The organism is Luteibacter sp. P4_D7_3 (genome assembly GCF_056401735.1).
Genome location: NZ_JBFUIT010000090.1, coordinates 1 through 13,115, shown reverse-complemented (window position 1 = coordinate 13,115; position 13,115 = coordinate 1). Strand labels below are relative to the sequence as shown.

At 63.6% G+C, this 13,115-nt stretch carries 15 protein-coding genes and 1 pseudogene; 8 read left to right on the top strand and 8 right to left on the bottom strand.

Features of this window, described 5'->3' with window-relative positions; all coding sequences use genetic code 11:
- The 5 genes and pseudogenes from AC1DSN_RS10440 to AC1DSN_RS10420 form a co-directional block, all read right to left on the bottom strand.
- Positions 1-335: pseudogene (locus tag AC1DSN_RS10440) on the bottom strand (hypothetical protein); the annotation flags it as partial.
- Positions 332-1,279 carry a glycosyltransferase gene (locus tag AC1DSN_RS10435; RefSeq protein ID WP_477293730.1) on the bottom strand — a complete coding sequence of 316 codons (948 nt, stop codon included), beginning with the start codon at positions 1,277-1,279 and terminating at the stop codon, positions 332-334. The gene AC1DSN_RS10435 and the pseudogene AC1DSN_RS10440, both read right to left, overlap by 4 nt.
- Positions 1,276-2,532 (bottom strand): O-antigen translocase, encoded by a 1,257-nt coding sequence (locus AC1DSN_RS10430; RefSeq protein ID WP_477293732.1) that lies wholly within the window; start codon positions 2,530-2,532, stop codon positions 1,276-1,278. Before AC1DSN_RS10430 ends, AC1DSN_RS10435 begins: the two co-directional genes overlap by 4 nt.
- Positions 2,529-3,641 carry a DegT/DnrJ/EryC1/StrS family aminotransferase gene (locus tag AC1DSN_RS10425; RefSeq protein ID WP_477293734.1) on the bottom strand — a complete coding sequence of 371 codons (1,113 nt, stop codon included), beginning with the start codon at positions 3,639-3,641 and terminating at the stop codon, positions 2,529-2,531. Before AC1DSN_RS10425 ends, AC1DSN_RS10430 begins: the two co-directional genes overlap by 4 nt.
- A gap of 13 nt (positions 3,642-3,654) precedes the next feature.
- Positions 3,655-4,080, bottom strand: a complete 426-nt coding sequence (locus tag AC1DSN_RS10420) for a sugar 3,4-ketoisomerase (RefSeq protein WP_063572418.1) — start codon at positions 4,078-4,080, stop codon at positions 3,655-3,657.
- 209 nt (positions 4,081-4,289) lie between these two features.
- Between AC1DSN_RS10420 and AC1DSN_RS10415 the strand changes: the two genes are divergently transcribed.
- From AC1DSN_RS10415 to dusB, 8 genes are all read left to right on the top strand, one after another.
- Positions 4,290-4,820, top strand: coding sequence for a cytochrome b (locus AC1DSN_RS10415; RefSeq protein ID WP_477293760.1), 531 nt, complete (start codon positions 4,290-4,292; stop codon positions 4,818-4,820).
- Positions 4,821-4,843: 23 nt separating this feature from the next.
- On the top strand, positions 4,844-6,190 hold the full coding sequence (locus AC1DSN_RS10410) for a cytochrome C (RefSeq protein WP_477293736.1): 1,347 nt from the start codon (positions 4,844-4,846) through the stop codon (positions 6,188-6,190).
- A gap of 34 nt (positions 6,191-6,224) precedes the next feature.
- Entirely contained in the window at positions 6,225-6,584 is a 360-nt protein-coding gene (locus tag AC1DSN_RS10405) for a c-type cytochrome (RefSeq protein WP_477293762.1), read from the top strand.
- A gap of 21 nt (positions 6,585-6,605) precedes the next feature.
- Positions 6,606-7,385, top strand: coding sequence for a TorF family putative porin (locus AC1DSN_RS10400; protein WP_477293738.1), 780 nt, complete (start codon positions 6,606-6,608; stop codon positions 7,383-7,385).
- 66 nt (positions 7,386-7,451) lie between these two features.
- Entirely contained in the window at positions 7,452-8,036 is a 585-nt protein-coding gene (locus AC1DSN_RS10395; RefSeq protein WP_477293740.1) for a sigma-70 family RNA polymerase sigma factor, read from the top strand.
- Positions 8,033-8,671, top strand: a complete 639-nt coding sequence (locus AC1DSN_RS10390) for an anti-sigma factor (RefSeq protein ID WP_477293742.1) — start codon at positions 8,033-8,035, stop codon at positions 8,669-8,671. Before AC1DSN_RS10395 ends, AC1DSN_RS10390 begins: the two co-directional genes overlap by 4 nt.
- Positions 8,668-9,984 (top strand): S8 family serine peptidase, encoded by a 1,317-nt coding sequence (locus AC1DSN_RS10385; protein ID WP_477330594.1) that lies wholly within the window; start codon positions 8,668-8,670, stop codon positions 9,982-9,984. The genes AC1DSN_RS10390 and AC1DSN_RS10385 overlap by 4 nt, the downstream gene beginning before the upstream one ends.
- A 54-nt stretch (positions 9,985-10,038) precedes the next feature.
- Positions 10,039-11,025: a tRNA dihydrouridine synthase DusB gene (dusB, locus tag AC1DSN_RS10380; protein ID WP_477293746.1), complete on the top strand. Its 987-nt coding sequence runs from the start codon at positions 10,039-10,041 to the stop codon at positions 11,023-11,025.
- A 147-nt stretch (positions 11,026-11,172) separates the two neighbouring features.
- On the opposite strand, the gene maiA is transcribed toward dusB, so the two are convergent.
- The 3 genes from maiA to AC1DSN_RS10365 form a co-directional block, all read right to left on the bottom strand.
- Positions 11,173-11,829: a maleylacetoacetate isomerase gene (gene maiA / locus AC1DSN_RS10375; protein WP_477293748.1), complete on the bottom strand. Its 657-nt coding sequence runs from the start codon at positions 11,827-11,829 to the stop codon at positions 11,173-11,175.
- A 55-nt stretch (positions 11,830-11,884) separates the two neighbouring features.
- Entirely contained in the window at positions 11,885-12,883 is a 999-nt protein-coding gene (locus AC1DSN_RS10370) for a DUF1684 domain-containing protein (protein ID WP_477293750.1), read from the bottom strand.
- A gap of 2 nt (positions 12,884-12,885) precedes the next feature.
- A partial coding sequence (locus AC1DSN_RS10365) for a RidA family protein (protein ID WP_477330592.1) occupies positions 12,886-13,115 on the bottom strand: 230 nt, incomplete at its 5' end.

Here is a 13,115-nt window from a genome sequence, read left to right as displayed (position 1 = left end):
GGCTCCATCGTGGCGTACGAGGCCGGATTGTCGATCAACGGTATGGGAAACAGCGCCAGGTCGAGACCGCAAAAGACGATCACGACCGCGGCGAAAACGAGGGCGACGAAGGCTTCGCGGCTGCCCGTGTAATCACGGGCGCGGAATCGCGCGATCGAAGGCAGGCGGATTGCTGCGAAGGCATCGACGAGGATGATGCCGACGGCGGCCATCACCAGCAGCAACATGCCTTCGAGGTACCCTGCTGGCAGATCGTAGGCGAGCGCTGTGAGCCCGCAAGCGAACAACAACGGCCACGCGATATAGCTCGATGGCTGGCGGAGGATACGATTCATACGCCCTCCACGTGGGGGTGCGCGGCGCGATTCAGCCGCAGCCTGGACAGCACAAGCAGGGAAACGTAGGCAGCCAGGTGCAGCGCGACCCGTGAGTGGCGCTTCTGCAGGAAGGCGATCTTCGCGCCGATATACTGTGCCTGCGCACGGAGCAGCGTGCGATACGGCTCGTCGAACAGGCAAAGCCGGCTCATCGCCACCTCGCGCGATTCGACCAGGTTCACGATGCGCGTCGCGGTGTGCCGTGTCTTGCTGAAGTTGGCGCCATGCAGTCGATAGGCACACACGGTGACATCGATAAAGCCGATCGCGTCACGTGCGGCCAGGCGAAGGAACATGTCCCAGTCATCGATGCGCAGGCCCTCGGTCCAGCGCGCAACGGTCTCCAGCACACTCTTGCGCAGCAGTGTGACCGGCCCACCGATCGCCCAGTGCCCGATCACGGCACGACGGATGCCGTCGCTGGAGTCGTAGAGCCGCTTGTCGGCGCCGTGCAGATCGATCATTCCACTGTCGTGAAGCCGATTGCCTTCGCCGTCGATGACGATCGAATCGCCGATGACCGCACCCTTGTTCCTGTGCGACATGAGGTAGCGAACCTGCGCCTCCAGGCCACCAGGCAAGAGGTAATCGTCACTGGCGCCGATGCGCAGGAACTCCCCATGTGAGCGGGCGGCCAGTTCGTTGAGGGTCGCCGCGATACCGCGGTTCTCGCGGCGGACGAATTCGACGGGAATCTCGCTGCCGTGGGCCGCCACCCAATGGGCGATGCGCTCGGCCGTGCGGTCGGTAGATCCATCATCGATGATGACGATCTCCTTGGCCGGGTACGGATCCTCGAGCACGCTATCCAGGCATCGCTGCACGAAACTCTCGTGATTGAACGCGGGAATCAGTATCGATACCAGCGGAGCGTGTGACCACTCGTATAGGTCGACGGTCATGTACGCAGCCCTCCGAGGTAGTGCCGGACCACCAGCAAGTTGAAGATCAGGTAGCCCACGTAGTTGATGGCAAAGGCGTACATCGCGCCGACCAGGCCGAAATGYGCCGTGCACAGGTAGACGAGCAGCAGGTAACTCACGCCGAAGGCGATCTCGGAGGCCACGAACAGGCGGGTCATGGCCTTGGCCAGCATCACGTAGGACAGGACGAACGATGCGATCTTGACCACGTCGCCTACCAGTTGCGGTGCGTAGAGCCCTTCGGCCGACGTGAAGTCTGCACTGAAGAGAATCCGCGTCACCCAGTCGCGGGCGACGTACACCAGGGCGGCAAGCAAGAGCACGACCGGCAGGATGTGCCGGTAGGCACTACGCAACTCGCCCACCAGCGCTCCACGTTCACTGATCGAGGCGAGCTTTGGCAGGTAGTAGATGTTGATCGCCGCGGTGAGGAACAGCAGGTAGGCGTCCGACACCTTGCTCACGGCCTGCCAGTTACCGACCTGTTGCCAGCCGAACTGGAGAGCGAGGTGATCGCGTACCGCGATGTTCACCAGCGGCGGAAGCAAGGCCGAACTGATCGTCATCAACGAGAAGGCGGCAAGCCGGCCGTTCATTTCCCGATCGAAGCGCAGCCGCGGCAGGCTCTGACGGAAGTACGGGCTGCGCCACCACGACGGCAAAGCCACCGCAAGCCAGGCCAACTGACCGAGCACGAGGGCGAGCAACGCGCCATAGAGCTGGAAGCGGCTGGCCAGCCATACCGCCATGGCGATGCCTAAGACCGAGCCGATGACCTGGATGAAGGCCAGTCGTCGTACGTCCATGAAGCCATTGATTACGGCCAGCACGTAGTTCACGGCAGCGATCCCCAGTTGGGCGACTGCGAGAACGCGGATCAGGCTTTCGAAACCGGCGTCGCCGAGAATCCAGACAGCCAGCTGCCGGCTGAAAACCAGGGCCGCCACGCCCATTAGGCACGACGCGCACAGCGCATAGGAAAGTGCGGCGGCAAGTAGCCGCGAAAGGCGCTGCGGGTCGCCGCGATACTCGGCCACGTACTTGACGATGCCGGCGCTGATACCACCGCCGGCAAGCACCGCCAGCAGCGACATCAGGCTCATGAACTGCCCCAGCCGGCCGACGCCCTCGGGCCCGGCGAACCATGCCACCAGCTTGATGACGACCAGGCCGGCCAGCAGCCGCGCGGCGGTGCCTATCGCTGAATAGAAACCGGCGCGCGCCAGGCTCATGTCGACAGCCGGAAGCTCATGCACGCCCGAATGACGTGTTCGACCGCCTCGTCGCCGAGTGTCGGTCCGATCGGAAGACTCAGGACTTCGTCATGCAGACACTCCGTCAGGGGCAAGCTCACAGGCAGCGCTCCGGCATACGCCGGCTGCCGGTGCGGCGCCTCGGGATAGTGAACCTGGGCATGAATACCCTCCGCCAGCAGGTGCGCCTGCAACGCATCGCGCTGGGCACTGCGGACGACGAACAGGTGCCACGCGTGGCGTTCTTCGCTCGCGAGTGTCGGCAAGCCGATCGCGGGATGTCGGATCGACGCGAGGTAGCGCCGTGCGATCGCCCGACGACGGGTGACATCTGCATCCACGTACTTGAGTTTCACGCGTAGCATCGCCGCCTGCATTTCATCCAGACGTGAATTCACGCCTTGGTAGAGATGGCGATACTTCTCCAGCGAACCGTAGTTGCGCAACGCCGCGACACGCGTGGCGAGTTCGGCATCGGCGGTGACGACCGCGCCGCCGTCACCCAGCGCACCCAGGTTCTTGGCTGGAAAAAAGCTGAAGGCCGCGGCATCGCCGAAGGCTCCCGCACGACGCCCCGACCAGGTGGCACCATGGGCTTGCGCCGCGTCCTCGATCACCAGGAGGCCATGCCGATGGGCGATAGCGGTGATGGCAGGCATATCGGCCAACTGGCCATACAGGTGCACAGGCATGATCGCGCGCGTCCGCGGTCCGATGGCCGCTTCGATGGCCGCGGGATCGAGATTGAAGGTGGACGGGTCTGGCTCGACGGCGATGGGAACCAGTCCGCTTTGCGTGATCGCGAGGAAGCTGGCGATGAACGTATTGCCAGGAACAATCACTTCGTCGCCATCGGCTAACCGGCCGAGGGATTTGCAGGCGCGAAGGATCAGTGACAGCGCATCCAGCCCGTTACCCACACCTACGGCGTGTGGCAGACCGCACCATTGAGCGAACTCGCTTTCGAAGGCGGCCAGTTCCTGGCCGAGCACGTACCAGCCCGAGTCGATGACGCGCGCCGCGGCGGCCTTCAGTTCGTCGGCATGGCGCGCATTGATGGCACGCACATCGAGAAAGGGTACGTCCATTACGCGAACTTCGTCACAGGGCCAGCCCTTCCACGTAGCGCGTGCCCTGCACTTCCCGCAGGAACTGCGCGTAGTCGGTGATGTAGTCGGCGGGGTCGTAGAACTGATCCGCCAGCACCATCAGGACGCAGTCGTCGCTGAAGTCGTAAAGCTCGCGCCAGACCATGCTGCCGAGGAGGAGGCCCTGCGTGGGATCGTCGAGCACGACGGTCGCCGGACCGGTGCCGTCGTCAAGCAACAGCGTGACCGAGCCGCGCACGGGCACCGCCAGCTGCGTGAGGTGGCGATGGGCATGTTGACCGCGATGCACATCCGGCGTGTTGGCAAAGATGTAGTACACCCGCCGGATTTCGAACGGCACGTTCCGGTTCTGCTCCAGGGAAACGAGCATGCCCCGGCTATCGCCGTGCTTCTGTAACTGGATTCGCTCGATTTCCATGGTGTAGGCCAGGCACTGTTTCGTTGATGGCGTCGTACGAACTTGAGTGCCGGCCCTATCGCCAAAGGTTGCGACAACCTTCCGCCGCCCACGCGGCACTCAACCGCATTGGCTTCGATGTGAAGGGCGACTCGGGCATGGGAATGAATCCGCTGATTCCGTTGAAAGGCGGCCCGCTGAAGGGCCGGCCGGCGAAGGGCCAGTCGGCCCTGGTACCCCTGCCGCGGCGGCTGCGCGTACTGCACTGGCTCACCGTGATCTGCGTGGCGATGGCCGCCGCCTTCATCCTGACCCGTGACCAGCTCGACGGACGCGATGTGCGCGCCTGGTTGCTCGAAGGCCATCGCCACTTCGGCCTGTTCGTCCTGGCACTGTTCGTGGTCCGTGTCTTCGTTCGCCTGCGGGTCGGCAAACTGCCCCCGTCCGGGGAGTCGCCATGGCCGGTACGCGCCGCTGCCGGCCTGACCCATGTCGCCCTCTACGCCTTACTGGTCACCCTGCCAGTGCTCGGCTGGGCACTCAGCAGCGCAGAAGGCAAACCCGCCCATTTCTTCGGCGCCACGCTGCCCAACCTCGTGGCGCCCGACGAAGACCTCGCTGACAGCCTGCAGGCCTGGCATCTGAATGCGGCGTGGGTGCTGCTGGGACTGGTATGCCTGCATATCGCCGCTGCGCTCTGGCACCACTTCGTCATGCGCGACGGCGTTCTCCGCCGGATGTGGCCAAAACGCCGTCGCTGACCGCCCGAAAACAAGGAGATGTCATGTTGTTCCAATTGCTCCAATGCGCAACCCGCTGGGCACGGCCCGCACACCTGGGCTGGGCCGTCGCCGCACTGCTGATGTTCGCCAGCACGTCGGTCCAGGCGATCCCGGCCTATGCGCGGCAGACCGGTTCGGCCTGCGCGGATTGCCACGCGGGCTCCTACGGCCCGCAGCTCACCCCCTACGGTATGCGCTTCAAGCTCAATGGCTATACCGATACCGATGGCAAGGGTTTCAAGATCCCGGTGTCGGGCCAGCTGACGGAAGCCTATACAAACCCGGCGACCGGCAAGAACACGACCGACCTCACCGAAGGGGACCTCTACGTCGCCGGCCGTCTTACCGACCAGATCGGTGGCTTCGTGAAGGTGGAGGCCGATCACACTGGAAAGGACACGTACAACACGCGGCTGAGCAACGTGGACCTGCGCTTCGTCCTCAAGGAGCTGAAACTCGGTGGCAAGGACCTCACGCTCGGCGTGAGCGTGAACAACAGCCCCGGCTTCCAGGATCCGATCGCGGCCTTGCCGAACGCGTCGTTTATCGTGCCGACAGGTGTCACCGGTACGCTACTGAGCCCTGGCAGCCCCAACACGCCGACCGACCGTGTCATCGGCACGACGATGTACGGTCTCTACGATTCCAACTGGTACGGTGAAGTGGGCACCTACCGGTCGCTACCCACGTCCGATCAGGATCATCTCGGCTACAACATCGGCGGCGATCCGGGAAAGCTGCACGACACCGGCTATTTTCGCTTCGCATACATGAAGGACATGAAGCGTCAGTTCTTCTCCGCAGGCGTCGTGGCGCTCACGACCAAGCGATCCATACCTCGCTCGGGGCCCAGCGATGACCTCACCGACCTCGGCTACGACCTGACCTATCAGTACCTCGGCAACCGCGAACACATCATCCAGCTGAGCTACGTCAATATCCTCGAGCAACGCCACTATGGCACGCCACTGTTCAACCCGACGACGGGCCTGGCAGCGCAGACCCGAGCCAACGTGCACGACCAGACGCTCACGGCGACGTACACCTTCCACCAGACGTACAGCCTCTCGGTATCGCATCTGTTGAGTACCGGATCGAACGACGGCGCGCGCTACCTGCCCTACGGCGATCCGGACGGCACCTCGAACCTGATTACGCTGTTCTGGGCCCCGTTCGGGAAGGACGATTCGTACACCACGATCGCCAACCTGAAGCTGGCCGCTACCTGGTTCCGCGTCACGCGCTTCAACGGGCGCGACCACAACATCTTCGACGCCCCTCCCGGCGTCCGTCCAACCAATGCAGGAGATTTGAATGCTTTCTCCCTTTCCGCCAGCCTCGCGTTCTGAGGCGCATCCGGGCCGGTGGCTGCACGGCGTTGCCGTGGCCGGCCTGATCCTCGGCTGGTTCGCGGCCTCCCCCGCCGTTCGGGCCGGCGACGCGACAGCCGGTGCCGATGTCTTCAAGTCCGAATGCGCCGAGTGCCATACCGTGAAGGAGGGCCGCAACAAGAAAGGCCCCAGCCTCTTCGGTATCGTCGGGCGGCAGTCGGGCAGCATCGCCGACTACAGCTACTCCGATGCGCTCAAGCAGGCGAACTGGACGTGGACCGCGGACAAACTCCACTGGTACCTGTCCCAACCGGCCAAACAGGCCAATCCAGGCACGAAGATGAAATACGATGGACTCACTGACGCCAAGCAGCTGGACGATCTCCTGTCTTACCTGAGCAGCGTGCACTGACGATATCTGTATGACGAAGTGATGCGGCAAAGCCACCCCGGGTCCACACACAGGGGTACGCGGTCGGCACGGTGGTTCGCCACCCTGCCGACGTGTGCCTGTGCGCGGCTGGGCGTCGTGGTGTCGGCGCTAATGCTCAGCGCTCACGGGAGGGCCGCGCACGCGCAATCGTCGAGTTTCGGTGGGGTGGTCGCGGTCAGCAACCAACTCGTCGATCGCGGGCTGGCGGTCACGCCCAAAACCCCTGTCCTCCAGGGCGCACTTTCCTGGACGACGCCCTCGGGCTGGTCGCTCGGCCTTTCGGCCAGCACCGAAACGCGCGCACCGGGGAAGATCGTCGAGGCCCTGGCCCAGGCCTCGTATGCATGGTCGCTGTCCGCCGACTGGCAGATGCAGACGAGTCTGCTCTATTACCGCTACGGCAACGATTCGCACTGGCGCATCTACGATCGTGTGGAACTGGGCGCCAGCTGGATCTACCGCGACGTCCTCACCGTCGGCGTCTCCGCGGCCCAGCTCGTTCATACGGGCGGTCGCGGACCGCGCGGGGCCGCCGATATCGGCTTCCGCTGGCCACTGGCCTGGAAGCTGGCGGTGTCGGCCGGCGTCGGCACGGCCCAGTACTTCAATCCGCCCTACAACCGTGAGTACCCCCGCTACCAATACGGGCATGCCGGCCTCATATGGGAGAGCGAAAGGTGGCGGGTCGAGCTCAAGCACATCATGACCCAGCACGCCCCGCGGTCTGACGGGTCTCCCGCAGTCTCACAATGGAATGCGACTGTCTCACGCACGTTCTGAGCCGGCGCAACCTTTCCCCTTCAAAGGGGTACTTACGCTGGCCTCCCGACTTGCTCCGACGAAACCATGACTAACGCGGACACCGACGCCGACACCACCGACCGCCTCCTGTTGCAACGGATGGCGGGGGGCGACCGCACGGCACTCAGCGTGCTCTACCGGAGCTATCACGGGCGTCTGTCCCGTTTTCTGTCACGCCTGACACGCCGCGCGGACATCATCGAGGAAGTCATCAACGACTGCCTGTGGATCACCTGGCAGAAAGCCGGCAGTTTCCACGGCGACTCGCGCGTCTCTACCTGGATCATGGGCATCGCCTACCGGTGTGGGCTCAAGGCGCTGCGCCAGCATGGCAGCGAACCGGTGGACGAGGACTCGGTCCCCGAAGATCGCATGCCCTCCCACGATCCCGATGAAGACCGTGAACTGCGCGACTGGCTGGGCAAGGGGCTGGACCGCCTCACGGCAGACCAGCGGGTCGTGGTCGAACTCGTTTACGGCGTCGGCCACAGCCTGGACGACGTCGCCGTCATCATGCAGTGCCCGGTCGGCACCGTGAAAGCACGCCTGTTCCACGCCCGCGTGAAACTGCGTAACGTGCTTCCGGGCCTTGCCGGTGTCACATCCGCTACGAAGGAGAATGCGCCATGAGGATGCCGACGGATACCGGCCGCGATTGCGCCCGCGCCTGGGAAGCCATGCCCTGGGTACTCCAAGACAGCGCGGCTCAGGAACAGACCGAGTGGCTGATGAGCCATCTGACCGAATGCGATGGCTGCCGCGCCGAATTCGAACAGCAGAAGCGCCTGCGCCTGGCGATGTCGCTGCCGGCGGATGTGTCCATCGATCCCGAACTCGGCCTGCGCCGACTGCTCGCCCGCATCGATGCTCCGGTGATGGAGACCGCGCGCCCACGCGGTGCCGGCGGGAGCTGGCTGACCCGTGCACTGGTGGCGGCTGTCCTCATCCAGGCGGTCGGGCTGGGTACGCTGGGCGCCCGGTTCTGGGCCGAAGGCACACCGCTGCCGGCCTACCGCACCTTGAGCCAGGAGGCTGCGCACGTGCCGGCGGGTGCCATACACGTCGTTCCCGACACCGGCATGAAGCTCGCCGACTGGAACACGTTGCTCCGTTCGATGCAGTTGCAGGTGATCGGTGGCCCGAATGACGTGGGCGCGTACACGGTCATGCCTGCGGGCGGTGCCGCGGCATCGACCCAGGTGGTGCAGCGCCTGCGCAGCGCGCACGGTGTCCGCCTCGCCGAGCCGGTGAACGCCAGTCCATGAAGATCGGGGCGGTCACGCTTTGCGTCCTGCTTGCATCGCTGATGGGCTGCACCCTGGCGCGGCCCACGACGTCGGCCGATACGAAAGCGAGCGTCACGCCCGCCGGCTCGGTCGATCGCATGGACAGCCGCCGTGACATCGTCCTCGCGGTAGCCAATCCCCTGGAGCCGGCTGCCACGCACGCCGGCTCCAGCCTGCTCGGTTACACGCCGTCGGCGCAGTACGGTGCCGGCCAGCATGCAATCTCCCAACTGACGGACCTGAAAGAGCACTACGCCCTGCAGGAAGTGAGTGGCTGGCCGATCAAGGCGCTGGATCYCTACTGCGTCGTGCTGCACCCTGCGCCGGGTGTCGATCGCGACCAGCTCATCGCTGCCCTGCAGAAGGACGGGCGTGTAAAGCTTGCGCAACCGCTGCAGGATTATTCGGTGTATTCAAACGATGCCGGCGGCGGCACCGGTAGCAGCGAAGCCCACAAATACAACGACCCCTATGCCGATCTCCAACGAGGGTTCGTCGAAACGGACGCTGCGCTCGCACACAATTCGACCCAGGGCGAAGGTGTCCGTGTTGCCATCGTCGATACCGGGGTCGACATGACCCACCCAGACCTGATCGGACATATCGGCGACACGCGCAACGTCGTCGATAACGATGCCTCAACCTTTGATCACGACAGTCACGGCACTGAAGTGGCAGGGATCATCGCTGCCGTCGGCGATAACCATCAGGGCATGGTCGGCATCGCACCCAAGGCCAGGCTCAGCGTCTACAAGGCCTGCTGGTATTCCCCGGAAGCCGGGGGCGGCGCGCGCTGTAATTCGTTCACCCTGGCCAAGGCCCTCGCTGCGGTGAACGATACGAACGCGCGCATCGTCAACCTAAGCCTTGGAGGGCCTGCCGATCCGCTGCTCAGCATGCTGCTGGCGAAGATTCTTCACGAAGGCCGCATTGTCATCACCGCCATGCCACCGGACGGCAAGCTGAGTGGCTTTCCCGATGGCGCCCCCGGCGTCATCGTGGTCCGGACCAGCGCGACGACGCCCGCTCCTCCCGGGGTGGTCAGTGCGCCGGGGAACGACATCCTGACCACCCAGCCCGGCGGCGGGTATGACTTCACCTCGGGCTCCTCGATGGCTACCGCGCACGTCAGTGGCATCGTCGCGCTGATGCTCTCGCTGGATCCCGACCTCGACCCGGCGTCCGTCCATACGATCCTGTTGAGCAGCAGTGTCCAGAAGAAAGGGATGCTCGAAGTAAACGCCGCCCACGCCGTCGCTGCCCTGAAAAAGACCGCCAGAACCGCCCGCTGAGCCGTCCGGAGCGGCCTGTACGCGGCGCCGGCGCGGATCGCGTAAAATCGCCTCATGCGCATCGGTCCCTACTCCATCGCACCCGGCGTGGTGCTTGCGCCCATGGCTGGCGTCACCGACAAGCCTTTTCGCCTTCTATGCAAGCGCATGGGAGCGGGTCTGGCCGTGTCCGAGATGACTACCGCCGACCCACGCCTTTGGAACACGACCAAGTCGCTACGCCGCATGGACCACGACGGCGAGCCCGAACCGGTGAGCGTGCAGATCGCCGGTTACGACCCTGGCATGCTCGCCGAGGCCGCGAAGTACAACGCGGACAATGGTGCGCAGATCGTCGATATCAACATGGGCTGCCCCGCCAAGAAGGTCTGCAACGTGTGGTCGGGCTCCGCGCTGCTCCAGGACGAACCGCTGGTGGCACGCATTCTCGCCGCCGTGGTCAAGGCGGTCGACATTCCGGTCACGCTGAAGATCCGCACCGGCTGGGATCACGACAATCGTAATGCCCTGACCATCGCACGCATCGCCGAAGATGCGGGCATTGCCGCGCTCGCCGTCCACGGCCGTACGCGCGCCGACAAATACGAAGGCGATGCCGAGTACGCCACGATCGCCGCGGTGAAAGCCAGTGTGCGTATTCCGGTCATGGCGAATGGCGACGTCGTCACCCCGGAGAAAGCTCGCGATGTACTCGCGGCGACCGGTGCCGACGCGATCATGGTGGGCCGCGGCGCACAGGGACGCCCGTGGATTTTCCGCGAGATCGCGCACTTCCTCGAGACAGGCAATCACCTCGACGAGCCCACGCCCACCGAAGTACGCGACATTCTGTGTGGTCACCTCGACCATCTCTATGCGTTCTACGGCGAGAAGATGGGCGTGCGCATCGCTCGCAAGCACCTGGGCTGGTACGCGAAGGACCGCCCGGAAAACGCCGCCTTCCGCGACGTCGTCAATCGCGCCGAAGATGCCGTTACGCAGACGCGCCTGACGCGCGAATATTTCGACGCCCTCGAAGCCGGCGTCCTGATCGCCGCCTGATTTATGTATCCACCGGGGCCACCCTTTATCACGATATCCCCGTCGCGCCGTCCCGCTTTTTCTGACTCCGATCCCGGCGTCAGTTTAGTGATCCTGGCCGGCAGTTGCAGCGAGAGGGTAGCAAAACCCATCGCGAGCGGTCGTGTCTCAAGCACCTTCCTGGAGCAACGGATGCGCTCGCGAAAAGGCGTCGAGGGATGCGCACGTTGCGACGATTCGCGCCACCGTGGGAATTCTGTCCACGATGATATTCATGGACTCGGCGAGGGACAGGATGCTCACCAGGCAAATATCCGCGAGGGTTGGACGGTCACCGTGGCAAAAATCACCCGTCTCGGATTCCGTCGCCAGGCGCCAGTCGATGGCCTTGAGATTGAAGGTTAACCAATGAACCATCCAGGCACGCCAGGCCGCTTCATCGAATCCACCGACTGAAAATAGGTAATCTCTCACCCTGGAGGTTAACAACGGATGGGTATCGGTGACCAACATGGACGCAAGTGATCGAACCCGCGCGCGTCCATGCACGTCCGTAGGTAAAAGCGCCGGGCTCGGTACGGTCTCTTCGAGGAACTCCAGAATCGCCATCGACTGTGTCAATGGCGATCGGCCGTCTTCCACCAGGATGGGGATCGTGGCCGCGGGATTGAGCGCAAGGAAGTTAAGAGCGCGCTGCTCGAGCTTATCCAGATCGACGAGCCGCTCGCGCACAGCCAGGCCTTTCATGTTGAGTGCTATCCGCACTCGGTGAGTCGACGCGCTCTGCCAGAATGCGTAAAGATCAGGTGCAGCTTGTGGTGGCATGGGGTTTCCGGGTTCCAAACGTTTCGTCGATGTCGCTTCGTTTGCCAGGCTGTGGCTATCGGCCGCCTGGCCAGCCCTGGTCGTCCACTTTCTTTTCGCCCGCCGCTACGCGAACCGCAAGATGGTTCTCTGGACTTGCGAGAGGACAGTTCGGAAAAGGAATCAGTGCGCAAGGCGGGTTGATGGCCTTGTTGAAGTCCAGGATCACTTTTCCGTCTTTGGGTGCGGAGGCAAAGAGAAAGCGAGCGCCTCCATACGTTTCCTTCCCGGACGTGGCGTCCGCAAAGACAAACAGTAGGTCGCCATTGTCCCCCTGCTTATAGGGCAGTAGTTCGTACTGCTTGCCGTCCCGGACGAAGACGACCTTCCCGATGATCTTGTCTTTCGTCACCGTCCCGTGCACATAGGCGACATCGACCTCTCGCGGCAACGCCAGGAGCTCCCAACGCGCGGTAATTTTCCAACTGGCGTCAACCGGAAAGTAGTCCAGACCGTGGAACCTGGCGCGCGCAGGAGCATGAGCATCGGTCGCGATGAGCCTCATCTCGCCATGATTCAGATCACTATCGTAGGCATAGAATTTCAGTGTCGCCGAGTCGACGTGCAATACGGTCGGCTGGGTCGCATGACTCGCCTTCGAATTCACCGGCGTCAGGGAGCCGTCGGGTTCAAAGTACAAGCCGCTCACGTGAAAGGGCTCGATATGGCCATGAACAGACGGCTCAGGATCGATCGACACGCGACTGCCCTTGGCTAGCGCGAGGCTGATCGTCCCATCCGTTGCATAGGTCAGAAGGCCGAGGTGGGAGGGACCGGTCGACAACACGATGTCTTCGTCTGCTCCGGACCCTATGCGGCTGATGCCCTTCTGTAAGATGTCAGCGTTTGTCACGCTGAGCCAGCTATCGGCAGACGTCAGGCTTGAAAGCCGTTCGCTCTGCCACCGCTGTATCTCGCGGTTGTAATCATCCGCACCGGCATACGAAGGCGCCGTCAAGGCGCAGAGAAGCGCGAGTGTCGCCATGAACGGTGAAAGCTTACTGAGCACCGCCACGATTACCGTACCTCGAAAGATCTTGCAAAGATGCTGTCGATCTCGACGGGGATACCCATCGGAAGTGATGACACGCCAATGGCGCTTCGCGCGGGGAGCAAGTCGGCCCCGAAGAGATCGCGAAGGAGATCACTGGCCCCATCCGCGACCTTCGGATGCGCCTTGAACGAGGCTTCGGCCCGGACATAGACCGTCAGTCGAAGGCAACGCTTGATGCTGTCAAGCCCGCAGC

Excerpts from the sequence above, each read along its gene's own strand:
- AC1DSN_RS10400 (WP_477293738.1), top strand. The coding sequence starts at position 6,606 with ATGCGGCAAAGCCACCCCGGGTCCACACACAGGGGTACGCGGTCGGCA.
- maiA (WP_477293748.1), bottom strand. The coding sequence starts at position 11,829 with ATGCCACCACAAGCTGCACCTGATCTTTACGCATTCTGGCAGAGCGCG.
- AC1DSN_RS10435 (WP_477293730.1), bottom strand. The coding sequence starts at position 1,279 with ATGACCGTCGACCTATACGAGTGGTCACACGCTCCGCTGGTATCGATA.
- AC1DSN_RS10420 (WP_063572418.1), bottom strand. The coding sequence starts at position 4,080 with ATGGAAATCGAGCGAATCCAGTTACAGAAGCACGGCGATAGCCGGGGC.
- AC1DSN_RS10425 (WP_477293734.1), bottom strand. The coding sequence starts at position 3,641 with ATGGACGTACCCTTTCTCGATGTGCGTGCCATCAATGCGCGCCATGCC.
- AC1DSN_RS10390 (WP_477293742.1), top strand. The coding sequence starts at position 8,033 with ATGAGGATGCCGACGGATACCGGCCGCGATTGCGCCCGCGCCTGGGAA.
- AC1DSN_RS10395 (WP_477293740.1), top strand. The coding sequence starts at position 7,452 with ATGACTAACGCGGACACCGACGCCGACACCACCGACCGCCTCCTGTTG.
- AC1DSN_RS10410 (WP_477293736.1), top strand. The coding sequence starts at position 4,844 with ATGTTGTTCCAATTGCTCCAATGCGCAACCCGCTGGGCACGGCCCGCA.
- dusB (WP_477293746.1), top strand. The coding sequence starts at position 10,039 with ATGCGCATCGGTCCCTACTCCATCGCACCCGGCGTGGTGCTTGCGCCC.